General features: G+C 55.1%; 17 protein-coding genes and 1 tRNA gene. 8 read left to right on the top strand and 10 right to left on the bottom strand.

Annotated features, from left to right (window positions below; all coding sequences use genetic code 11):
- Position 1 precedes the first annotated feature (1 nt).
- The 3 genes from alaS to recA all read right to left on the bottom strand — a co-directional run bounded on the left by alaS (position 2) and on the right by recA (position 4,790).
- Positions 2–2,677, bottom strand: a complete 2,676-nt coding sequence (gene alaS / locus ACRBB0_RS13645; RefSeq protein WP_431374990.1) for an alanine--tRNA ligase — start codon at positions 2,675–2,677, stop codon at positions 2–4.
- 77 nt (positions 2,678–2,754) lie between these two features.
- A complete protein-coding gene (locus ACRBB0_RS13640; protein WP_431374989.1) occupies positions 2,755–3,651 on the bottom strand; it encodes a bifunctional helix-turn-helix transcriptional regulator/GNAT family N-acetyltransferase in 897 nt (298 codons plus the stop codon).
- Between the two features lie 74 nt (positions 3,652–3,725).
- The gene (gene recA / locus ACRBB0_RS13635; RefSeq protein ID WP_431374988.1) at positions 3,726–4,790 is read right to left on the bottom strand and encodes a recombinase RecA; all 1,065 of its coding nucleotides are present in this window, start codon (positions 4,788–4,790) and stop codon (positions 3,726–3,728) included.
- Positions 4,791–4,962: 172 nt separating this feature from the next.
- Here recA and ACRBB0_RS13630 point away from each other — a divergent pair, with 172 nt between their 5' ends.
- Positions 4,963–5,556 (top strand): gamma-glutamyl kinase, encoded by a 594-nt coding sequence (locus ACRBB0_RS13630; RefSeq protein ID WP_431374987.1) that lies wholly within the window; start codon positions 4,963–4,965, stop codon positions 5,554–5,556.
- A 4-nt stretch (positions 5,557–5,560) separates the two neighbouring features.
- Here ACRBB0_RS13630 and ACRBB0_RS13625 read toward each other — a convergent pair whose 3' ends face one another.
- The 5 genes from ACRBB0_RS13625 to guaB form a co-directional block, all read right to left on the bottom strand.
- A complete protein-coding gene (locus ACRBB0_RS13625; RefSeq protein WP_431374986.1) occupies positions 5,561–7,852 on the bottom strand; it encodes an ATP-binding protein in 2,292 nt (763 codons plus the stop codon).
- Positions 7,853–7,965: 113 nt separating this feature from the next.
- Entirely contained in the window at positions 7,966–9,117 is a 1,152-nt protein-coding gene (locus tag ACRBB0_RS13620) for an RsmB/NOP family class I SAM-dependent RNA methyltransferase (protein ID WP_431374985.1), read from the bottom strand.
- A gap of 217 nt (positions 9,118–9,334) precedes the next feature.
- Positions 9,335–10,192, bottom strand: coding sequence for a hypothetical protein (locus tag ACRBB0_RS13615; RefSeq protein ID WP_431374984.1), 858 nt, complete (start codon positions 10,190–10,192; stop codon positions 9,335–9,337).
- Positions 10,189–11,322 carry a DNA cytosine methyltransferase gene (locus ACRBB0_RS13610; protein WP_431374983.1) on the bottom strand — a complete coding sequence of 378 codons (1,134 nt, stop codon included), beginning with the start codon at positions 11,320–11,322 and terminating at the stop codon, positions 10,189–10,191. Before ACRBB0_RS13610 ends, ACRBB0_RS13615 begins: the two co-directional genes overlap by 4 nt.
- 255 nt (positions 11,323–11,577) lie before the next feature.
- Positions 11,578–13,023: an IMP dehydrogenase gene (guaB, locus tag ACRBB0_RS13605; RefSeq protein ID WP_431374982.1), complete on the bottom strand. Its 1,446-nt coding sequence runs from the start codon at positions 13,021–13,023 to the stop codon at positions 11,578–11,580.
- A gap of 278 nt (positions 13,024–13,301) precedes the next feature.
- Between guaB and ACRBB0_RS13600 the strand changes: the two genes are divergently transcribed.
- The 4 genes from ACRBB0_RS13600 (at position 13,302) to ACRBB0_RS13585 (ending at position 17,393) form a co-directional block, all read left to right on the top strand.
- The gene (locus tag ACRBB0_RS13600; protein ID WP_431374981.1) at positions 13,302–14,453 is read left to right on the top strand and encodes a CaiB/BaiF CoA transferase family protein; all 1,152 of its coding nucleotides are present in this window, start codon (positions 13,302–13,304) and stop codon (positions 14,451–14,453) included.
- A complete protein-coding gene (locus ACRBB0_RS13595) occupies positions 14,450–14,962 on the top strand; it encodes an N-acetyltransferase family protein (RefSeq protein ID WP_431374980.1) in 513 nt (170 codons plus the stop codon). The genes ACRBB0_RS13600 and ACRBB0_RS13595 overlap by 4 nt, the downstream gene beginning before the upstream one ends.
- Before the next feature lie 180 nt (positions 14,963–15,142).
- On the top strand, positions 15,143–17,194 hold the full coding sequence (locus tag ACRBB0_RS13590) for an ASKHA domain-containing protein (protein ID WP_431374979.1): 2,052 nt from the start codon (positions 15,143–15,145) through the stop codon (positions 17,192–17,194).
- A gap of 125 nt (positions 17,195–17,319) precedes the next feature.
- A tRNA-Gly gene (locus ACRBB0_RS13585) sits at positions 17,320–17,393 on the top strand.
- Between the two features lie 345 nt (positions 17,394–17,738).
- Here the strand turns inward: ACRBB0_RS13585 and ACRBB0_RS13580 are convergent.
- Both ACRBB0_RS13580 and ACRBB0_RS13575 read right to left on the bottom strand, forming a co-directional pair.
- Positions 17,739–18,581, bottom strand: a complete 843-nt coding sequence (locus tag ACRBB0_RS13580) for a GNAT family N-acetyltransferase (RefSeq protein WP_431374978.1) — start codon at positions 18,579–18,581, stop codon at positions 17,739–17,741.
- Complete coding sequence (locus ACRBB0_RS13575; RefSeq protein ID WP_431374977.1) at positions 18,578–19,264, bottom strand: GntR family transcriptional regulator; 687 nt, start codon at positions 19,262–19,264, stop codon at positions 18,578–18,580. Before ACRBB0_RS13575 ends, ACRBB0_RS13580 begins: the two co-directional genes overlap by 4 nt.
- 249 nt (positions 19,265–19,513) lie before the next feature.
- Between ACRBB0_RS13575 and ACRBB0_RS13570 the strand changes: the two genes are divergently transcribed.
- From ACRBB0_RS13570 to ACRBB0_RS13560, 3 genes are all read left to right on the top strand, one after another.
- The gene (locus tag ACRBB0_RS13570) at positions 19,514–20,488 is read left to right on the top strand and encodes an ABC transporter ATP-binding protein (RefSeq protein WP_431374976.1); all 975 of its coding nucleotides are present in this window, start codon (positions 19,514–19,516) and stop codon (positions 20,486–20,488) included.
- Between the two features lie 28 nt (positions 20,489–20,516).
- Positions 20,517–21,779: an ABC transporter substrate-binding protein gene (locus ACRBB0_RS13565; protein WP_431374975.1), complete on the top strand. Its 1,263-nt coding sequence runs from the start codon at positions 20,517–20,519 to the stop codon at positions 21,777–21,779.
- Positions 21,780–21,853: 74 nt separating this feature from the next.
- Positions 21,854–22,708 carry an ABC transporter permease gene (locus ACRBB0_RS13560; RefSeq protein WP_431374974.1) on the top strand — a complete coding sequence of 285 codons (855 nt, stop codon included), beginning with the start codon at positions 21,854–21,856 and terminating at the stop codon, positions 22,706–22,708.
- Position 22,709 lies beyond the last annotated feature (1 nt).

The following is a 22,709-nucleotide window of genomic DNA, read 5'->3' as shown; positions in this document are numbered from 1 at the left end:
CTTATCCTTTGATAGCGGCTTGTGCCGCGGTGATGGCGGCATCTGCATTTGCGACATCCTTGGCACCGCCCTGCGCCATATCAGGACGACCGCCGCCGCCCTTGCCGCCAAGCTCAACAACAGCAGCCTTGACGAGATCAACAGCCGAGACCTTGCCGGTCATGTCTTGGGTCACGCCAGCGGCCACAGCCGCCTTGCCACCCGCATCTGCAATCAACAAAACAGCGCCTGATCCAATCCGAGTTTTGTGCTCATCAATCAGCGCAGGCAAATCTTTGCCCGACACACCGGTAAGAACCTGCGCAACAAAGGGCACCCCATTGACATCCTGCGGCTCAGCAGCCCCGCCCTGACCGGCACCACCGGCCATGGCAAGTTCCCGCCGAAGCTGAGCGACCTCATTGGTTAATGCTTTGCGTTCGTCCATCAGCGCTTTGACACGCGCAGGAACCTCGGCCACTGGGGATTTGAGCTCGCCTGCAACGGTGCTCAATGCCGCCGATTGCTCAGCAAGATGGTCCATCGCCGCCTGCCCCGTCAGTGCTTCGATCCGGCGCACGCCAGCAGATGATGCACTATCACCCAGAGAGACAAAGGCCCCGATGTCACCGGTTTGACGTACATGCGTCCCGCCGCAGAGTTCCAAGGAATAGGTCGCCCCATCGCTGCCTTTGCCCGATCCGACCAGTTGGCCCATCGACACAACACGCACCTCGTCGCCGTATTTTTCGCCAAACAACGCCTGCGCGCCAATGGCACGGGCATCATCGGGCGTCATAATCCGGGTGCTGACCGCCGTATTTTGACGGATATACGCGTTCACCTCGGCCTCAACCTGAGAAAGCTCATCAGCGCTCAGGGCTTTGCCGTGGCTGAAATCAAACCGCAGGCGATCGGGCGCGTTTAGCGACCCACGCTGCGCCACATGATCACCAAGCGCATTGCGCAGGGCTTCGTGAAGCAGGTGCGTGGCGGAGTGATTGGCACGGATCGTACCACGACGGACATGATCAACCTCAAGTTCCACCGCTTCCCCTTTTGCAAAGGTGCCTTTGGAGACGCTCACCTTGTGCGCGATGATTTTGCCATCCGCAAATTTGCGGGTATCGGTCACCGTCGCCGCGTCATCGCGGTTTTCAAGACGGCGGATCACGCCTTCATCGCCAACCTGACCACCGCTCTCGGCGTAAAATGGCGTCTGGTTGGTTACAACCCAGCCCTCGGCCCCGTCGGCCAATGTGTCGACCAGTTTACCATCAGCCACCAAGGCCAAAACCTGACCTTCGGCTTTTTCGGTGTCATAGCCCAAGAAATCAGTGGCCTCGGCCCCATCAAGCACGTCAAACCAAACCGCATTGTCAGCAGCGTCACCCGAGCCAGACCACGCCGCGCGCGCCTTGGCTTTTTGCTCTTCCATTGCGGCATCGAACCCATCGGTATCAACTTCGCGGCCCTTTTCACGCAGGGCGTCTTGGGTGAGATCCAAAGGGAAGCCATACGTATCGTACAGTTTGAACGCAGCAGCACCGGACAGTTGCGCGCCCTCGTCCAGCCCGTCGAGTTCGTCATCGAGAAGTTTCAGGCCCCGGTCCAAGGTCTGTTTGAAGCGGGTTTCCTCAAGCAACAATGTCTCTTCAATCATGGACTGTGCCTGACCCAATTCAGGATAAGCCTGCCCCATTTGCCCAACCAGAGCCGGAACCAACTGGTGCATCACCGGATCTTTGGCCCCAAGCAGATGCGCGTGACGCATGGCGCGGCGCATAATGCGGCGCAGTACATAACCACGGCCATCATTGGACGGCATCACACCATCAGCAATCAAGAACGAGGTCGAGCGCAGGTGATCAGCGATCACCCGGTGATGGACGTTTTTGTCGCCATACGGATCAACCGACGTGGCATTGGCCGAGGCCTCGATCAGCGTTTTGAACAGATCGGTGTCATAGTTATCATGGCTGCCCTGCAACAGCGCGCCGATCCGTTCCAGCCCCATGCCAGTATCGATCGACTGCATGTCGAGCGCCTTCATCGAGCCATCTTCGAACTGTTCGTTCTGCATGAAAACGACGTTCCAGATTTCGATAAACCGGTCACCATCTTCCTCGGGTGAGCCGGGAGGGCCGCCCCAAATATGATCGCCGTGATCATAGAAAATCTCAGTACAAGGACCGCAAGGGCCGGTTGGCCCCATCTGCCAAAAGTTGTCCGAGGTTGCGATGCGAATGATCCGATCCTCGGGCACACCCATCTTTTTCCAAATTTCAAAGGCTTCGTCATCGGTGTGATAAACGGTGGTATAGAGCTTGTCCTTGGGGATGCCGTATTCTTTGGTGATCAGCTCCCAAGCGAATGGAATGGCCTCTTCCTTGAAGTAATCCCCAAAGGAAAAGTTGCCGAGCATCTCGAAAAACGTGTGGTGGCGCGCGGTATAGCCGACGTTATCAAGGTCATTGTGCTTGCCGCCCGCCCGCACACATTTCTGGGCGGTGGTGGCGCGTTGGTAGTCACGGGTTTCAACCCCTGTGAACAGGTTCTTAAACTGAACCATGCCCGAGTTGACGAACATCAACGTCGGGTCATTGCGCGGCACCAGCGGGCTGGAATCAACGATCTCATGCCCCTGTTTTGCGAAATAGTTCAAAAAGGTCGACCGGATGTCGTTCAGCGTCGCCATGATATTGCGTCCCACAGATAGGTATTTTCACGAAGATGTACCCGCCTGCCCGGGCACTGTCCATGGGGCAAGGCGGCTCAAGACCCGTCTGTTGCGGCGCTCAAGCTCTTTTCGAAAAAATGTTCGGCGTAGGGATTGTCATTGTACCGCTCGATCTCGTGCCATCCGTCATTGCGATACAAGGCCAGCGCCGCAGTGAGACGCCCGTTGGTATCAAGCTGTAAACGCGACATCCCCAAGCGGCGCGCGTGGTCTTCGATCTTGGTCATCAAGGTTTTCGAAAGGCCAAGCCCCCGTGCCGCTGGCGAAACCCAAAGCCTTTTGACTTCCCCCAATCCCCCTCCTTGCCCCTTTAGGCCGCAACACCCTATTGGCAAACCATCTGACAGGGCCAACAAAAAGATGCCCTTGGGGGAGCGAAGGCTCTCGGCCTCTGGGTCTCCCGATGTTTGGCGATCAAACACCACCCCCAAGATACCACTCAATTCATCACAATAGGCCTGAACACAGGTTTGAATCCGCGCATCCTCGGGATCTGCTACGATGATATTGATCTGATCACGGCCCAAAACCGTGGCCACCAAATCCATGGCTTCCAAAAGCGCCGTTGGATTGGAATACCTCAACAGAACGTCTTCTGCTGCGCGGTTGGACAGAGCTTCATAGCGTTCAAACGCCTGTTCCCCGTCTGTCGTCAAAATCGCGACCCGACGACGGGCATCCTTGGCCGCGGATTTGGTTTCAATAAGGCCTTCGGTTTCCAATCCACGCAACAGTCGGCTCATCAACCCTGAATCGAGTCCAAGGTAATCCCGGAGTTCGGCAACATCGCTCTTGCCATGCCCTATTGCGTTGAGAACTCGGGCTGACCCAAGTGGTCTACCTAGTCCCAAAAAGGATGTATCCAATGCGCCCGATTGGGTGGTGACAGCGCGGCTGAGGCGGCGAAAGCGGGAAATATCATCTTGCGTCATTTTGCCTGACTTAAGTCAGGTAAAATGCCAAGGCAAGAAAAAAGGACACCTGAAACGGTGCCCTTAAAACCATATCAATCTTCGACGAGGTCGGAATCTTCCGCTGGCATGTCAAAATCAAGACCATGAGCCGCGCGAATCTTGTCTTCGATTTCATATGAAATCCGAGAGTTTTCACGCAAATAGTTCTTGGCGTTTTCACGTCCCTGACCGATCCGCTCATCCCCGTAAGAATACCAGGCACCAGATTTTTCGATCACACCGGCTTTAGCGCCAAGGTCAAGGAGTTCGCCCATCTTAGAGATGCCTTCCCCGTACATGATGTCAAATTCCACCTGTTTGAAAGGTGGCGCGACTTTATTCTTCACAACCTTAACGCGGGTTTGGTTACCAACCACCTCGTCACGATCCTTAATCGCCCCAACACGACGAATATCCAGACGAACAGAGCTATAGAATTTCAGCGCATTGCCGCCAGTTGTGGTTTCGGGAGACCCGAACATAACCCCGATTTTCATCCGAATTTGGTTGATGAAAATCACCATACAATTGGATCGGCTGATCGAACCGGTCAGTTTGCGCATCGCCTGGCTCATAAGGCGGGCTTGGACGCCAACGCTGCTGTCCCCCATATCGCCTTCGAGCTCAGATTTCGGCGTCAAAGCCGCAACCGAATCGACAACAACCATGTTGACGGCCCCGGAACGTACCAATGTGTCGACAATCTCAAGTGATTGCTCACCGGTGTCAGGCTGCGAAATCAGCAGCTCATCCAGATCAACACCCAGCTTTCTTGCATATTGTGGGTCAAGCGCGTGCTCAGCATCCACAAAGGCGCAAACCCCACCCTTTTTCTGCTCTTCTGCGATACAATGCAGCGTCAAGGTGGTTTTCCCTGAGCTTTCGGGACCGTAAATTTCAACGATCCGCCCCTTGGGCAGGCCACCAATACCAAGAGCGATATCAAGCCCAAGCGACCCGGTCGATGTCGCTTCGATTTCTTGGATGGCGTTTTCGCCGCCCAGTTTCATGATCGACCCTTTGCCGAACTGACGTTCGATTTGGGCCAGTGCGCTATCGAGCGCTTTTTGCTTATCCGCGTTTTTCTTATTCATTGTGAGGAGATCTGCCGTTGCCATCAGTTTCAACCCTTATCCCATAGGCCGCGATGCGCGGCAATTGGCTGTTTTGTTCTCGTGTTGTTCTTAATCTTAATGAGATCAAAAAGAGAACATTACAAGTAAAATCTTTCCTTCCTAACCGTGGTACAGGATGGTTAAAGGAAGGTTAGCAAATCAAGGGTGACTATCGATGTTGGTGTTCTGGAAGCAAAAATTGGTGTTTTTGGCGGTGCCCAAAACCGGGACGTCGGCTTATGCAAAGGCTCTTGGCCCGATGGCCTCTATGATTGTGACCGATCCGCCCGAGCTCAAACACGCGCCGGTTTATCGCTATAATCGATTCTTTCGGCCCATGTATAAAAAGATGGGCGAGGAACATATGGATTTGCTTGCGGTGGTCCGTGAACCAATCAGTTGGCTTGGATCGTGGTACAGGTACAGGCAGCGGCCCTTCCTTGTAGGGCGACCGACGTCCACAAAGGACATTAGCTTTGATGAGTTTGTGCAGGCCTATTGCCGTGGCGATCGGCCCGCCTTTGCCAATGTCGGCAGCCAAGCCAAGTTTATCGAGGCGCAGCCAAACGGAACCGCCGTCACCCATTTGTATAAATATGAAAACCAAGCAGGTTTGATTGGGTTTCTCGAAGATCGGCTTGGCGTTGCCCTGGAACTACCCAGAACCAATGTATCGCCGCAACGTGATCTGGAGCTGTCCGCTGAGACCGAGGCCAAGCTGCGCCGCAAATACTCAGACGATTTTGACGTGTGGAACAAGGCGCTCTAGACGCTTAGTGGAACTGGTCGTGAACCGTTTCGGTCAGCTCTGACAATGAAAACGGTTTGGGGAGGAAGACCGAATTCGGGATTTCCTGACTGCCTTCGCCAAATGCGTCTTCGGCATAGCCGGAGACAAAAACGACCCGCGTGTCTGGACGATCCACCAGCGCAATCCGCACCCAACTTGGCCCATCCATACCCGGCATGACCACATCTGTCACAAACACGTCGACCGCCAAAGTGTCATCTTCCAGAAGCTTCAGCGCCTCTTCGGCCGTTTCGGCCTCGATCACCGTATATCCACGTAAACGCAAGGCACGGGCGGCGAAGGCGCGCACTGGGGCCTCGTCTTCGACCAAAAGGACCACGCCCGATCCTTTTTGAGGGAGCTTTTTCGCCTCTTCTTTCTTGGGTTTCGGGGTGGCTTCGGCGCTCGCTTCATGGGCGGGAAAGAGCAGCGTGAAACAGGTTCCCTGCCCGACAACGCTGTCGACAAAGATGTAGCCGCCTGTTTGTTTGACGATCCCGTAAACGGTGGAGAGCCCCAACCCCGTACCTTCGCCGGTCCGCTTGGTGGTGAAAAACGGTTCAAAGACCTTTTGCAGCTTGTCTTGTGGAATACCCGCTCCAACGTCGCTCACCCGCACCGACACATATGTCCCCGGAGGCACAACGGCTCGGTCACGTTTCAGCGGTTCGCGCAGCACCCGACGCTCCGTTTCGATCGCGATTTCACCGCCATCCACCATAGCATCACGCGCATTCACCACGAGATTCATCATTACCTGTTCCAGCTGCCGGCGATCCCCTCGAACAGCGGGTAAAACCGGATCATGATGGAGGCTCAGCTGTACCTTTTCGCCCACCAATCGGTTCAACAAATGGGCAAGGTCCGACATCGTATCGCGCAAATCCAAGACTTCTGGCTGCATGGTTTGCTTGCGCGAAAAGGCCAAGAGCTGACCAACCAAAGCCGCAGCACGATTGGCGTTCTGGTTGATCTGCACCAAATCGCCGTAATCTGGATCACCTTGATCATGACGCAACAGCAGCAAATCACAATGCCCCGAAATTGCAGTTAGCAAGTTGTTGAAATCATGGGCAACACCGCCAGCCAATTGACCAATGGCTTGCATTTTCTGGCTCTGAACGAACTGCGCTTCGAGCGTCTTGAGCTCTGTTGCGTCGTTCAAAACCGCGACCAGAACCGGTTCTCCGTTTTCGACGACGCGGTTCAGTGTGACTTGCACAAATACCTCTTGGTCAGCCCGCGTTAGGCGCAGGAATTCAGATCGGTGCAACCCCCTGCCCGACGCAGCTTCATGCAACCAATCGGTCAAGGCACGCCCTAACCCTTCCATGTGCTCGGTCAAATTGCCGGGGTCACCTTGCCCGAGATCAAGCATCCGACGTGCTTCGGGATTGGCACGGAGCATTTTCCCATCCGGTGCCACTTTGATCAAAGGCACAGGGAGGCTGTCAAAGCTACCGGCAGTGTCTTGGCGCTCTTCCTCTTCGGCAATGGGGGACATGGTGAGTTCCATGCGCCCCGCGCCGGTTTCGGCACTGTGGACCAAAACCCGTTTGGTTCCCGAATCCGTGGAGAGTTCGTGAACACCGCCCGGTCGTAACGGCAGATCCTCAAAGACGTCGTCCAAGCGCTTTGCGCGATGTCCCATCAACTCACGCGCGGCCGCGTTCATAAAGAGCACCGCACCGTTGCGCCCCAAAGTCATGACAGGAGAATCCCCATGCGCGGGTGTGCTTCCGTGGGCCGCATCCGGTTCAAGGCGCCATAACACCATACCAGGCGGCACGCTGCGCACGTGAATGCGGAAACCCTCGGAGTGGCTGGTGATATCTTCGGTCGCGGACCCATTGGCTTGCACCTTGTGATACAAGCGATACACAACCCCTTCGGAACTTGCGAAAACATCGCGCAAAACCTCGGCCAAGGACGTACCGATATCGGTTGTGAAACGGTCTCGGGCGGCGAAATTGGCGTGGACGAGATTGCCTTCCAGATCACAGACAAAGCAAAAAACCGGCTCTTCTTCGACCAACTCGATCAACATGACCGCCTGACGCTTTGACCGCGCTTGTTTGAGTAAATCATAGCAAAACCAGCCCAAAGCCATGGCTCCAAGTGCACCAGCACCGGCCAATAAGCCAGCATCAAAATAGGGGGGAAGCGCCATGAAGAACACACTGCACACACAACACACTGCCAAAAAAGCCATCAGGAAACTGCCGCCGCGTGGTGTCATGATCCAAGGTCGTTGCACGTCATTTTGAGCTGTCATAGCCAAATTTCAGCCCCTATCTTGCCGATTCTTTTAGAAGGATATCACCCTCTCGTCGTTAATTACCGGTTAACCCTCACTCAAAACAACCCTAGGTAGTGCTATTTGAAAACTCAACTCTTTTTGAACGTTGCCACAAAAAAACCGTCCCCGCCATCGTCTGGCAAAAACTGTTTTTGCTCCTGTAAACGCCAGTTTGGATTGCGGTTGAGAAACTGAGATACCTGTTTTGAATTCTCATCGGGAAGGACGGAACACGTGGCATAGGCCAATACGCCGTTGGGTGTCACACGCTCTTTGGTTGTTTCAAGAATCTCGGCTTGGACGGTCAGCAATGCCTTCAAGTCATCCTGCGTTAAGCGCCACTTGCCTTCCGGGGATCGCCGCCATGCCCCCGACCCAGAACAAGGCACATCACATAGAACAAGATCGAAATGCCCCTCTGGCTGCGCCACCGTTTTAACAGATGCTCCGGCGCGTTCGGCGCGGGAGGGCAAATCTTTCATCCGCCGTGTATCCGCATCATGCGCGACAATTGTTCCGTTCACTTTGGCGGCCATAGCCAGTGTCTTGCCGCCGCCACCGGCGCAATAGTCCAGCACCCGCATGCCTGTTTCCAAGGGCAACATGTCAATAACCGCCTGCGACGCAGCATCTTGTAACTCAACGAGACCCTCAAGGTAGGGCTTTGATTGGGCAATCTTGCGGGCACCTTCGACGACCAGCAATGCAGTGGGTGACAAGCCATGAGCAAGGGTTTCTATGCCCTCCTCCGTCAGAGAGGCTTGGGCCGAGGTCACATTGGCCTTCAAAGTGTTGATCCGCAAAAACACCGGCGCGCGATGACGCAACGCCAAGGCCGTGGCTTCGGCCTGATCACCAAGCCCTTCTTCAAAAAGAGCAGCAATCCAATCAGGAAGATCCCAGGCATCGGGCCCCGTCGGGGTATCGCCAGCCAACATTTCTTCGTCCGTCAAAGGAGCAGGCCCATGCCCATGCCCGGTAAATGCCGTTTCCAGATCCCCCTTTGTGTCACGCAACAGCCCCAGAATCCGCGCGCGCCCCGTTTCGCCGCCCCCCAAGGCAGCGGTGCTGCGCCATTTTCGCAGACAGTCAAACACATGGTCGCGCACGGCCCTGCGGTCTTTGCTTCCGGCAAACCGCGAATTGCGCGCCCAATTGGTGAGGGCTTTTTCGGCTGGAACACCTGACGAAATACGGTCAATGATTTCGGCTGCGGCTTGCAGGCGGGCGGCTGGGGTCATGGGGGCCTCATGCTTTGGTTTCCCTCGCCATAAGCGAGCCAGAGCGGCAGGGGCAAGCCCAAAGCGCTCACAACAGCCCACAGTCACAGGAGTGCAGATCGAAAGTGAGCTGTTCAGACCCAATACAGATGCCCCAGTTTAAGGCCCAAACCTGTGTGGTCACATAGCACCTAAAAAAGTGAAGTTCCGGGATGAGACCGGCTGATGCGTCGCCCGGTTAGGATCGGCGGATCGGAGTCGGGTCAGAGGATTTCTGAACCTGCCCTGCCTGCAGAATACGGGTGGTGCGCACCGTGTCAGCGCCTTGATGGGCCACCTCGATTTCAACCTGATGCAGTTCCTTGGTGTCACCGCCAAAACAGGTCTGCATGGCCTGCAAGATACCCACATCATCAATGTCATTGATCCGAGGCCGTGGGTTATTGCGCGGGCTCGGCACAGTCGCCGGAAACAAATAAAAACAAGGCGGCGGTAACCGATATTTGCCCACCTCTGTCAAGCGCTCGGGTGTCAATGTCAATTTGGGACAGGGGCGCGCCGCCGTTCCACAGATCCAATCCCAGACAACCAATCCATCAATCCGCTGGTTGCGATCAATCATCTCGGCACTCAGCCGGGTGTGAATGCCTGACCAGACATTGTGGCGCGGGTCGGCACCGGGATTTGAACATACCGACCAAATGACAAATTCGTCCGCATGAGGGGGGCGTTCAAAAATGTTGGTGTTGTTACCATCCAAACAGCCCTTAAGCTCAATGATCGCGACCCGATCATTGTTCAAGGTCACCGCATAATCATGGCGGTTGGCTTCCCCGGCACTGGCCCAATCCTTGATGAAACCGCCAAAGCGCATATGATCAAGAACCTGCGCGACAAACCCGCGTTTCTCTTTCATCGAGGCCGAATACTGGCCGCGAATTCGCTCAATTGCTCCGCGGAAAAGACCCGATTGGTAAAAGTCTTGTTCTTCCAATCCGTGATCACCAAGCAGATGCGCCTCGCGTTTCAGAACCTCGGCAAACTCAACGATTTTTTGACGCAATTGCGCGTTTTTCTCGCATGGGATTTCGCTCATACGGACGCGCTTTGTTTTGCCGGGATCAGGCGTTCAAACAGATGCTCAGACAAGTGCCGCACCACCGGCACTGCAACGCCATCACCGGTAAGATGATAGGCTTCGTTATAGCGCTCAGGCAGTTGATAATCCTCTGGCAACCCCATCAACCGCGCCGTTTCACGGGTAGAAATCAAACGCGAGCGAATGCTGTCATTCTCAACAACCATGATCAGTTGCCGCGATGAGCCACCCGCGGGCGTGCGCAAACATCCGGCGATTTCGTCAAACCGCACTTCGGCGCGCTGCACCTTAATCCCGTGTTCAATGCGGGTCCGTTTGTAAATCGTGCCGACCATGCGCACACCTGAGGCCTTGGCGGTTTCAACCTTGGCCAAATTGACTTCGGACATCATGGAAAGCAGAGCGCGCGTTTCGGTTTTGCTGTGCCATTTGGTCGATTTCGGCTTGTCCTCAACCAGATCGGCAAATCGTAAAACCCTCTCAGGTGGTGTTGGCATATCCCACCAGAGCCAGTGTTTCTGAAGCGCTTTTGGCAAAGACTCGTACGCATTGCAGAGCGCTTTGGTATGCCAGGGCGATTTCGCCCCCTGCCCGGCAACGCCTGCGGGCAAAGGCAAATCGGTTCGCATGGCCACGATTATCAGGCGCGGGCGCGATTGCGGGACAAATAGCGCGGCATCTAGGACCACTGCACCAAAGCGATAGCCCAGATCGCGCAACGCGCGGCAAATGGCGGTGAAATCCTTACCTTTGTGAGAGGTCAAAGTGCCAAGCACGTTTTCCAAAGCGATGACGCTTGGCGCACGGTTTTCGTCCCTCAAAGACCGAATATGATGCACAAAAGGCCAAAACGTACCAGAACGTGCCCCCTTGAGGCCGCCGCCCATCCCCGCCAGAGACAGATCCTGGCATGGAAAACTCCCCCAGACCAAATCGGGGGTTTCAGGCATGTCGTCGGGCGCGAGGTTGCGAATATCATCCACAATAAGATGATCGTCGCCCCAGTTTCGTGCGTAAGATGCCCCTTTCTTTGCATCAAAGTCATTGGCAAGCAGACATTCCCACCCTGTGCCAAGCCCGGCGCGCGCCATTCCTCCGCCTGCAAAGAATTCGTAGAATCTGCGCAACTGCCTCTCCTTTTGTCCTCTTAGACCATGTGGCGCGGAACGGAGCAAGAACGTAAACGCGGCCCCCAATCGTGTTGTCCATCCCCTGCCTGCGCAAACTTTCGCACCAGATTCCGAACATTTTTGCCAACGCCAAAGTCGGGTCTGAAAGGCGGCGACCTTTTGCGTCAAGCCATTGAGCCAAGACATTGATCAAGACAATAAAAAACGCCGCAAGCGGTCGGGCTTACGGCGTTTAAAAATGAATACGGAGGATCAACCTATCCGATAATTTGGGCTTTCGCGGGTGATTTGCACATCATGCACATGGCTTTCTTTTAAGCCAGCACCCGTGATTTTGACAAAGCTGCAATCCTTGCGCATCGACGCAACCGTCGCACACCCTGTATACCCCATCGCAGCCCGTAGACCGCCAACCAGTTGGTGGATCACAGTCCCGGCCGGGCCTTTGTAGGGCACCTGACCTTCGATACCTTCGGGCACCAGTTTGTCGCTGGCTGCATCCTTTTGGAAATAGCGATCAGCAGAACCACGCGCCATGGCACCCAAGGAACCCATCCCGCGATAGGCCTTAAAACTCCGGCCTTGATACAAGATCACTTCGCCGGGGCTTTCGTCGGTTCCAGCGATCATGCTGCCAACCATGGCACAAGACGCGCCAGCTGCGATGGCCTTGGCGAAATCGCCGGAAAACTTGATGCCGCCATCCGCGATCACCGGCACGTCACCGGCTGCGGTCGCACAATCATCAATCGCCGTCAGCTGGGGGACGCCCACGCCCGCAACCATCCGGGTGGTGCAGATTGAACCGGGGCCAATGCCCACTTTGACCGCATCCGCACCAGCGTCAATAAGAGCTTTGGTTGCAGCGCCAGTTGCCACGTTGCCCGCAATCACCTGAACGTCATATTCAGCCTTGATACGTTTCACCGCCTCAAGCACGCCTTCGGAATGACCATGCGCCGTGTCGACGACCAAAATGTCGACACCCGCATCAATCAACATCTCGGACCGGGCGAAACCACTATCACCGACCGACGAAGCCGCAGCCACCCGCAAACGACCAAGATCGTCTTTGCAAGCCGTTGGGTTCAAAACCGCCATTTCAGTGTCTTTGAGTGTCAACAGCCCGGTCAGTTTTCCAGTGCCATCATGCACCAACAATTTTTCGATCCGTCGGGCGCGCATCAGGCTTTTGGCTTCTTCAAGATCTGCAGGCTCTTGCAACATCGCCAGATTGTCGGATGTCATCATCGCATGGACCGGCACGTCATCGCTTTGAGCAAATCGCATGTCGCGGTTTGTAAGGATCCCCATCACCCGGCCATCTTTGTCCACCACCGGGAAGCCGGTGAAATTGTAGCGCTCAACAAGCGCCTTGGCCTCGGCCAGCGTTTGATCGATGGTGAGCGTCACTGGGTTATAAACAATGCCTGATTCAAACCGTTTGACCCGGCGCACTTCTCGGGACTGTTCTTCGGCATTCAGGTTCTTGTGGATCACCCCAATCCCGCCCGCCTGCGCCATGGTAATCGCCATGCGCGCCTCGGTCACCGTGTCCATCGCAGAGCTGAGCAATGGGATATTCATCGCAATGGATTGGGTCACTTGTGTGCGCGTATCAGCCGTGCTGGGCAGCACGCTGGATGCATTGGGAACAAGCAGAACATCGTCGAAGGTCAGGGCCTCGCGAATCTCCATGGGGGGTACTCCTTGGGCAGATATCGGATGGCACGTCCCTATTGCATGGGATTGATCCGGGGGAAAGGGGGAAAGCGGATCAAAGGGTGGGAATGTCATGTGGATGTCATAAAAGCGTTGCGCGACCATGGGCTGGTCCACAACCGGAACCATCCAGTTTTGTGACCCGGTATTGGGCCGCAGTTTTTGGCGAGGTTTTGCTTGTCCGGCAATTGGAGGTTGCACCAAATTGGCAACAGGCGCATGCAATGCACAACATCACGGCACGGAGACGCGCGATGACAGCCCCTCTTTCCGGGTACATAATCTTGGACCTGACTCATGTTCTCGCAGGCCCCTATTGCACGATGACCCTCGCGGATCTCGGGGCGGACGTTATCAAGGTTGAACAGCCCGGAACGGGTGATGACACCCGCGCTTTTCCACCGTTCAAAGACGGGAAATCTGCCTATTTTGCCACGATCAATCACGGCAAAAAATCCATTTCTTTGAACCTCAAAGATCCCGACGACCGGGTGATTTTTGAACAATTGGTGTCGCGCGCGGATGTTTTGGTCGAAAACTATCGCCCCGGTGTGATGGAGCGGTTGGGCTATGGCTGGGATACCCTGCACGAAGCTTTTCCGCGACTGGTATATGGGGCCGTCAGCGGCTTTGGTCATACCGGACCTGACGCCAAACGCCCCGCGTATGACATGGTGGTCCAAGCGCGTGGCGGCGTGATGTCTATCACCGGAGAAAAAGACCGCGACCCGGTGCGCGTTGGCGCATCCATTGGAGATATTGTGGCGGGCATGTTTTTGGCCCAAGGCATTTTAGCCGCGCTTTTGGACCGCGATCGGTTGGGAAAAGGCCGCAAGATCGACGTGTCGATGCTCGACAGCCAATTGGCCTTGCTAGAACATGCTGTGGCGATGACCGCGGTCAACGGCGAAGCCCCCGGCCCTTCCGGTGCGCGGCATCCGTCGATCACGCCTTTTGAAACCTTCCACGCCAGCGACGGCTTGTTTGTCATTGCGGCGGGCAATGATCGGCTGTTTGAAAAACTCTGTGTGGCGTTGGAATTGCCGCTGTCAGATGATCCGCGATTTTCCACCAATCCAGCACGTTGCGAAAACGCGCGCCTGTTAAAACGCCTGATCGAAGCGATCACGCTGGGCGATACCCGCGCCGGCTGGATTGCAAAACTGACCGCCGCAGGAATTCCGACGGGACCAATACAAAACGTCTCTGAGGTCTTGAAAGACCCGCAAATCAAAGCCCGAAACATGGTCGTTGATGTGCTCGATAAAAACGGGCGTGCGGCCTATACGGCGGCCGGTAACCCCATCAAGATGACCGACAACCCAGACCCAAGCACGCGGGGCCCCGCCCCCGATCTCGACGGTAACCGGGGCGAAATTCTGCGCTGGCTGGATGATGACACATGACCCTTCGTGCCGCGCAAGGCACCGATGCCGCGCCCCTCGCAGCACTGTCAATTGAGGTTTGGCTAAACACATATCTGCGCGAAGGTGTCTCCGCATTTTTCGCGGACTACGCGCTTGAGACCTTTACGCCATCACATTTCAACCGAGTATTGGCAGAGCCCGATGAAACCATCATAGTGTCGCAAAACACCGTTGGGATTGACGGGTATGTGCGAATCTCTCGCAATCGGACAGCTCCGGTTTCCGGCTGTGGATCTGTGGAAATCAGCTCGCTTTACGTCCAGCCGCGCCATCATGGCCGCGCAATAGGCCAAGCGCTGCTGAATGCAGCGATAAAGCACGCCAAAAGCCTGCAGGTTAAGGACATCTGGTTGACCACAAATGCCGAAAACAGCCCGGCAATCGGCTTTTACCTCAAAAATGGGTTTGAAAAAATCGGTGAAACCACCTTTGACATTCAAGATCAATCCTATCTCAACAATGTCTATCGCCTGATGTTTTCGCACTGATATGGTGGCTTGATGCTGAGGTCCTGAGCTTTGCAACCAAAGACTTCCCCCTGAAACAAGGCCATATGACGCCTTTGAACAGATCAAGGTCGTGCATCTGCTTTCCCTTTCTGAATGCGCCGCTATTTTGCCACTCAGACAATACCTCAAGACCGCGCGCGAAACAGAAAGACCAAAGTTATGACCCAAGACCCCCTCGTGATTTTCACCCCGTCGGGTAAACGCGGCCGTTTTGCGGTTGGTACGCCCGTTCTCACGGCGGCGCGTCAACTTGGTGTCGATCTGGACTCGGTCTGTGGTGGGCGCGGGATCTGCTCTAAGTGTCAGATCACACCCAGTTACGGCGACTTTCCCAAACACGGTGTGAACGTGGCCGAAGGCGCGTTGTCGGACTGGAATTCAGTTGAGCAGCGCTATGACGACAAACGCGGGCTGAAACAGGGGCGGCGTTTGGGCTGTCAGGCCACGGTTCAGGGCGACATTGTGATTGATGTGCCAGCAGAAAGCCAAGTGCACAAACAGGTGGTGCGCAAGGCCGCAAGCGCCCGTGTCATCGAGATGGATCCGGCAACGCGACTGTATTTCGTGGAAGTCGATGAGCCAGATATGCACGAACCGACAGGGGATCTGGAACGCCTGGAACGCGCGCTCAAGGAGCAATGGGAAATCACAGAGATCGACATCGATTTCTCGGTTCTAAGCCAGCTGCAAACCGTTCTACGCAAAGGGAAATGGCAGGTGACCGTTGCGTTGAACACGCTGGCGGAAAACGCACGACCACGGGTGATTGCGGCATGGCCTGGGCTGCATGAAACCGGGCATTTTGGACTGGCGGTTGATCTTGGATCGACCACCATTGCCGCGCATCTGACACATCTGGAAACCGGCGAGGTCATCACCTCTTCCGGGATCATGAACCCGCAAATCCGCTTTGGCGAAGACCTCATGAGCCGGGTTTCCTATGCGATGATGAATCCCGGCGGCGATGTGGAAATGACCCGCGCCGTGCGCGAAGCCATCGACACCCTGACCACGGATATTGCCGAAGAGGCCGAGATCGACCCCTCTCTCATTCTGGAAACGGTGTTTGTGTGCAACCCGGTCATGCACCACCTTTTGTTGGGCATTGATCCGGTTCAGTTGGGGCAAGCCCCCTTTGCGCTCGCCACGTCCGAACCGCTCAATCTATCGGCCACTGAATTGGGGCTGAGCGCCCTGCCCGCCGCCGCAAGGATTTACATCCTGCCATGTATTGCCGGCCATGTCGGTGCCGACGCCGCCGCCGTCGCACTGAGCGAAGAACCAAACAAATCGGATGATTTGGTGTTGATCGTCGATGTGGGCACCAACGCCGAAATCCTATTGGGGGACACCAGCCATGTCTTGGCATGTTCGTCACCCACTGGACCGGCCTTTGAAGGTGCGCAAATCAGTTCCGGCCAGCGCGCCGCCCCCGGAGCAATCGAAGCCATTCGAATTGACCCAGTGTCAAAAACACCGCGTTTTAAGGTCATTGGCTGTGATCTTTGGTCAGATGATGACGGATTTTGGGAACAAACTGCACAGACGGGCGTTACCGGCATTTGCGGGTCAGGCATTATCGAAGCCGTCGCCGAAATGCGCATTGCCGGGCTTGTTGACAGCTCGGGCCTTATCGGATCAGCCGAGCAAACTGGCACGACGCGCTGCGAAGCCGAAGGACGCACCCATGTCTATTTGATCCACGACGGCAGTGCCGACGGTGGCCCGCGCATCACCGTAACTCAACAAGACATTCGCGAAATCCAATTGGCGAAATCCGCACTTTATGCCGGGGCCCGCTTGTTGATGGACAAACGCAAGGCTGACAAAGTTGACCGCATCGAGCTCGCAGGGGCATTTGGCGCACATATTTCTCCTTTGCACGCCATGGTCTTGGGCATGATCCCCGATGTGCCGTTGGACAAGGTTCAATCGGCGGGCAATGCCGCTGGAACCGGCGCGCGCATTGCTCTTTGCAATATGGCTGCCCGGCGAGACGTTGAACGGCTTGTGCGCGAGATTACCAAAGTGGAGACGGCGATTGAGCCGAGGTTCCAAGAGCATTTCGTGGCCGCAAGTGCGATCCCACATGCCACCGATACATTCCCGGAATTGTCGAAACTGGTGGCGTTGCCGCAGGTCAGTTTTAACACCGGTGGCGGCGATGAAGACGCTGGGGGTGGGCGCCGTCGTCGACGGCGGCGGGGGTAAAGGCTCGGCCTCATACTCTCAATTCAATGGTGAAACGGCATCCAAAATTTGCACAAAATCACAGTTTTGGGTGCCCTCGCCTCTTGACCCTTTTTGCCACGACGCGTAGCTAGGTTTTCACCCGAGCGGGTATGGTGAAAAGGTATCACGGCAGCTTCCCAAGCTTTAGTTACGAGTTCGATTCTCGTTACCCGCTCCAACTTTCTGCAAATGTAACTCTGCGATACGCCTGATGTTGGCCAGATTTGATTCCTGTCTTCAAATCCGGCAATCAAGATCAAAGAAGAACAGGAACAAGTGTTTGAGACAGACACATGCCCAAAGGGCATTCATGTCGCAGGTAAACCGATGATGTATGGGACTAAAGCCCTAGCGATCAAGCCTTTGAAAATATAAAATATTTCCCCCTACCCCGCATATGCGAACGCCGGAAAAACGGCAGCTTACCACGTAAAGACACGAGCGAATGTTGGTATCAGTGTCTTTGGTATCAGTGGCATCCCCCGGCGTGAAAATCCGATATCGCGCGTATTGACGCAAGACTTCAGCCAAGTTCCATCGTCGCAACCGCCATACAAATTTCCGACGTTTGCGCGGGCCTGCCGCGATACATTCGGGCGGTTTCAAAGGTTTTGACGAATCCTAGCATCTCCAAAGATGTGCGAAATGGCACAGCTGAATTGGGCAGGTCCACCATCACTTCGGAAACATCAAGCGATGCGGCTGCAGCGCGCATGAGAGAGAGTGCGGCGCGCGGATCTTGGGCAGTAACCGGCCCGATTTTGGCACCGTTTTGGCACAGGCGGATCGTTGCGAATCCCGCAATCTTTCCGTTGTGCATCTGAACCACGGTTTTACGTGTCTGAACGTCTTCTGTCAGCCAAGCCTGTAGAAACCGGGAACGCCCGTATCCAATGCTCTGCCGATCCATAGCGGCAAGTGACGCGAAATCGCGCTCTGGGTCGTAGGAGCGAACACCCTCGGCCGCATCCTTGGATATATTGCCTTGAAACCGCGTGGTTGCCCCGACCCGAACAAACCCGGATTTGGCATAGTTCGTTTCCTGCTCTGCAACTCCATCCAGACCGATGCTGCGCCCGCCCGCATGTCGCAAGCCATGCTGCCAAAGCGCATAACCCACACCTTGGCCACGAAAGTCCGGCTTACACAGGTAGAGGCCAAGAAACGCCATGGTGTCATCGTGATTGACCACACTGATCGCCGCGATAATCTCACCGTTCTTGCGCGCGACAAAGACTCCATCTGGATCCGTGGCAAAGAACGCTTCGGCGTCATCCTGACCCGGGTTCCAGCCTTCTTGCCCCGCCCAAACAAGGGCGGTTTTCAGCTCGCTCAGCTCAGCGTTGCCAAAACTAACGCCCTTCATTTGACCAAAGCATCCTTAAGAGACAAAGGCGCTGACGTCTTGTTGCGCAGGTCCAAGGAGGTCACGAGATCAAGAAGATGATTGCGCATCAACTCATCCGCGCGTGGGCCATCCTGATCAGCCAGAGCCGATAACAATGCATCATGCGCATGGCTTTCACACATTGCGGCGCGGCGCTGCCAATAGAGCGCAACAATCAACGATGACCGGGAAATCAACTGTTTGATAAAGGCCTCGATCGTATCCTGATCAGCAATTCGAGCGATCTCAATATGAAACTGGCCAGACAAATAGAGCGCCCGACCATGATCTCCCGCGGCCAAGGCTTGGTGTTCGGCATCAATATGAAGCTGAAGCTTGGCGATGTCTTCGGCGGTGGTTCGTTCGGCGGCGGAATGCGCAGTCCGTGGTTCCAAAAGTGCCCGCGCCTCAAAAACTTCTCGGGCTTCTCTGAGGCTGGGCTGCGCCACATAGGCACCGCGATTGCGTTTATGCTCGACCAAACGCTGAAGCGAAAGCGCCTGCAATGCAGAACGAACGGTTGTCCGGCTCACACCATATATATCGCCAATTTCGTCCTCGCCCAGTTTTGTCCCTGGGGTCAGGCGATGCTCATGAATAGCCAGTTCCAGCTGAGCAAATAATTGCTGCGTCGTGAGAGGTGTCGCGGTCACTTCAGTCATGTCCCATCCTTTAAAGACACAATGGAATCGGCTTGGGGAATAGGCAACCAATGAGGCCCTAGATTTTTGTTTTCAGGATTGTGTACAATTTTGTGCGCAGAAATGAAGACATTCTTGCTGCACTTGCACAAAGATTCGGCAAACGCTGACTTTCCCGCCCGAGAACCGCCAGAATAACTGGCTTAGATCCCAGGACCGTCGTGAGCTTTAACCGAACTTTGGCGAACTCAGACGCGTGTTGGGATGGATATGAACAGCGGATACGATCTTCAGCTGGTGAATCTGACAAAGAAATATGGCGACACGCTCGCTGTGGATCAGATCAATTACCACTTTTCGGCCGGCACCTATGTCTGCCTGTTGGGGCCGTCGGGCTGCGGCAAGTCATCGACCCTTCGAATGATCGCCGGCCATGAAAGCGTCACAGAGGGGGCCATCGTTTTGGCGGGAGCCGACGTTTCTTACTTACCGCCAGCCAAACGCGGCACGGCAATGATGTTTCAAAACTACGCCCTGTTCCCTCACCTCTCAGTACGCGACAACGTCGCGTTTTCCTTACGGATGAAGGGCGAAGACAAAACCGCCCGCGATGCAAAGGCAAACGAGTTGCTGGAATTGGTCGACATGACCGGCTTTGCAGATCGCTTGCCCGCCCAGCTATCGGGCGGTCAGCAACAGCGGGTCGCACTGGCACGCGCCTTGGTCACGCAGCCAAAAGTGCTTTTGCTGGATGAGCCGCTCTCCGCTCTGGACCCATTTTTACGCATTCGAATGCGGGCCGAACTGAAAAAACTGCAACGCGAACTTGGCATCATCTTTTTGCACGTCACCCACGGCCAGGACGAAGCGCTTGCACTTGGGGATGAGCTGGTGGTCATGAATAACGCGGTTATCGAACAGGCTGGAAGCGCGCGGGATGTTTGGACGGCACCCAAGACCGAATTTGTAGCCCGTTTTATGGGCGGCCATAACGTCATTTTGCTGGAGGGCCGCAAAGTGGCATTACGGGCGGATGACGTGCTTTTGGGGGATCAAGGGCTGGCCGCAACTGTCACGACGGTTGAATACCAAGGCAGTCATGTCGCCCTGACGACCCGCATTGAGACCGGTGACGAGGTACTTGCCCATGTGCCCGAGGCCGTCTTTTTCCAATCACCAAAAAACCCCGGCGATGTTGTGAACCTCGCTTGGGATGAGGGGCGGCTGCACCGCCTCCAATCGTAGTCAAACCAACCTAAAAGGGATGAAATCAATGTCGAAAATGCGTTATAGCCGTCGTGCTGTTTTGAAGGGTGGTGCCGCCGTTGCCGCCTCTAGTTTGGCCGCGCCGATGGTCTGGGCTCAGGAAATCAAAGATATCACCCTACGCCAATTCGGTACCGGTGTGTCCAATCTCAATGACGTGGCAACCAAGGTCAAAGAAGACCTCGGCTTTACTCTGGAAATGACCGCGCTCGACAGTGATAGCGTCACACAGCGTGCAGCCACTCAGCCGGGCAGCTTTGACATCGCGGATATCGAATACTGGATTTGTAAGAAGGTTTGGCCAACCGGCAACCTTCAGGCGATGGACACCTCGAAAATCGCCAATTACGATAAGATCGCAGGCACCTTTCGGTCAGGTAAGTTGACCCCAGATAGCGTCATTGCCCAGGGTACAGCGCCGCACACAGTCGGTTTTGTTGATGGCCCAGGCAGTAAGACCTTTGCCCAGAATGAATCCGGTTGGATGACACTCATCCCGACAATCTATAACGCGGACACATTGGGCATTCGCCCCGATTTGATCGGCCGGCCAATTGAAAGCTGGACTGAGCTTTTGAACCCGGAATTCAAGGGCAAAGCCTCTATCCTCGATATTTCGTCCATTGGGATCATGGATATGGCAATGGTCTGCGAAGCCATGGGTGAAATCCAGTATGGCGACAAAGGCAACATGACCAAGGAGGAAATCGACAAGACCTTTGCGATCTTTACTGAGGCCAAGAAAAACGGCCAGTTCCGCGCCTTCTGGAAATCATTCGATGAATCCGTCAACTTGATGGCGTCGGGCGAAGTTGTGATCCAATCCATGTGGTCACCGGCCATCACGGCAGTAAAATCGCGCGGTATTCCATGTGTTTATCAGCCTCTCAAAGAGGGGTATCGGTCTTGGGGCGGCGGTCTTGGCCTGTCCTCCAACCTGTCTGGATTGGAGCTGGACGCGGCCTATGAATACATCAACTGGTATTTGTCTGGTTGGGTCGGCGGCTACCTGATGCGTCAGGGCTATTATTCAGCGGTTCCTGAAACATCCAAAGAATTCATGACCGACAACGAATGGGGCTATTGGTTCGAGGGCAAACCGGCAACCGACGTGATCACGTCGCCAACTGGTGATCAGCTGGCCAAGGCCGGAGACGTGCGCGATGGCGGGTCCTTCACGGAACGCATGGGTGCCGTTGCCTGCTGGAACTCGGTCATGGACGAGAACCAATACATGGTTCGCAAGTGGAACGAGTTCATCGCAGCTTAATCCAAGTCGGGGCGGTCCTATTGGCCCGCCCCTTTGTCCCCAGCATAGAAATGAAGCAAGAAAAGAAAGACAGCATGGGCCGATCTCGCGACATCATCGCTTATTTACAAGCCGCGCCCTTGATGGCGGTGCTCTTCGCCTTTCTTGTGCTACCGATCTGCATGATCGTCGTCGTCAGCTTTTGGGGGGCCACCGAGTTTTCGATCTACCCGGCGTTTCAGTTTGAAAACTATGAGTTTTTGTTTAGCTCGCCGGTCACCTACAAAGTGTTTTTCGCCACTTTCAAATACGCCTTTATCACCTGGGTCTTTACCCTTTCGATCGGTTTCACCGTCGCCTATTTCCTGGCGTTTCATGTCCGCACCCAGACCATGCAAACCGCTCTGTTTTTGCTGTGCACCATTCCATTTCTAACCTCGAATATTATTCGAATGATCTCATGGATTCCCTTTTTGGGCCGCAACGGGATCGCCAATCAGGCGCTGATTTCTTGGGGCGTCATTGATGAACCGCTGGAATGGCTGCTCTACTCGGATTTCGCCGTCATTCTGGCCTTTGTTCATCTCTACACATTGTTCATGGTCGTGCCGATATTCAACACGATGATGCGGATCGACAAATCTCTGATTGAGGCCGCCTATGACAACGGAGCGACCGCTTTGCAGACGCTTTGGCACGTGATTATTCCGCTGACCAAACCGGGGATCATGATTGGAACCATCTTTGTGGTGACCTTGGTCATGGGCGACTTCATTACGGTGCGTTTTATGTCTGGCAGCCAAAAAGCCAATGTCGGGCGGTTAATTTCAAACGATATTTCATTGCTGCAATACCCATCTGCTGCGGCGACGGCTGTTGTCTTGCTCTTCACAGTTTTGATCGTCATCGGCGTGCTGTTGCGCTTTGTCAATATTCGCAAGGAGCTTTGAC

This window comes from Pelagimonas sp., from assembly GCF_050633425.1.
Lineage (GTDB): Bacteria > Pseudomonadota > Alphaproteobacteria > Rhodobacterales > Rhodobacteraceae > Pelagimonas.
The sequence above is the reverse complement of the archived record's forward strand: the minus strand, read 5'-3'. Positions and strand labels throughout refer to the sequence as shown.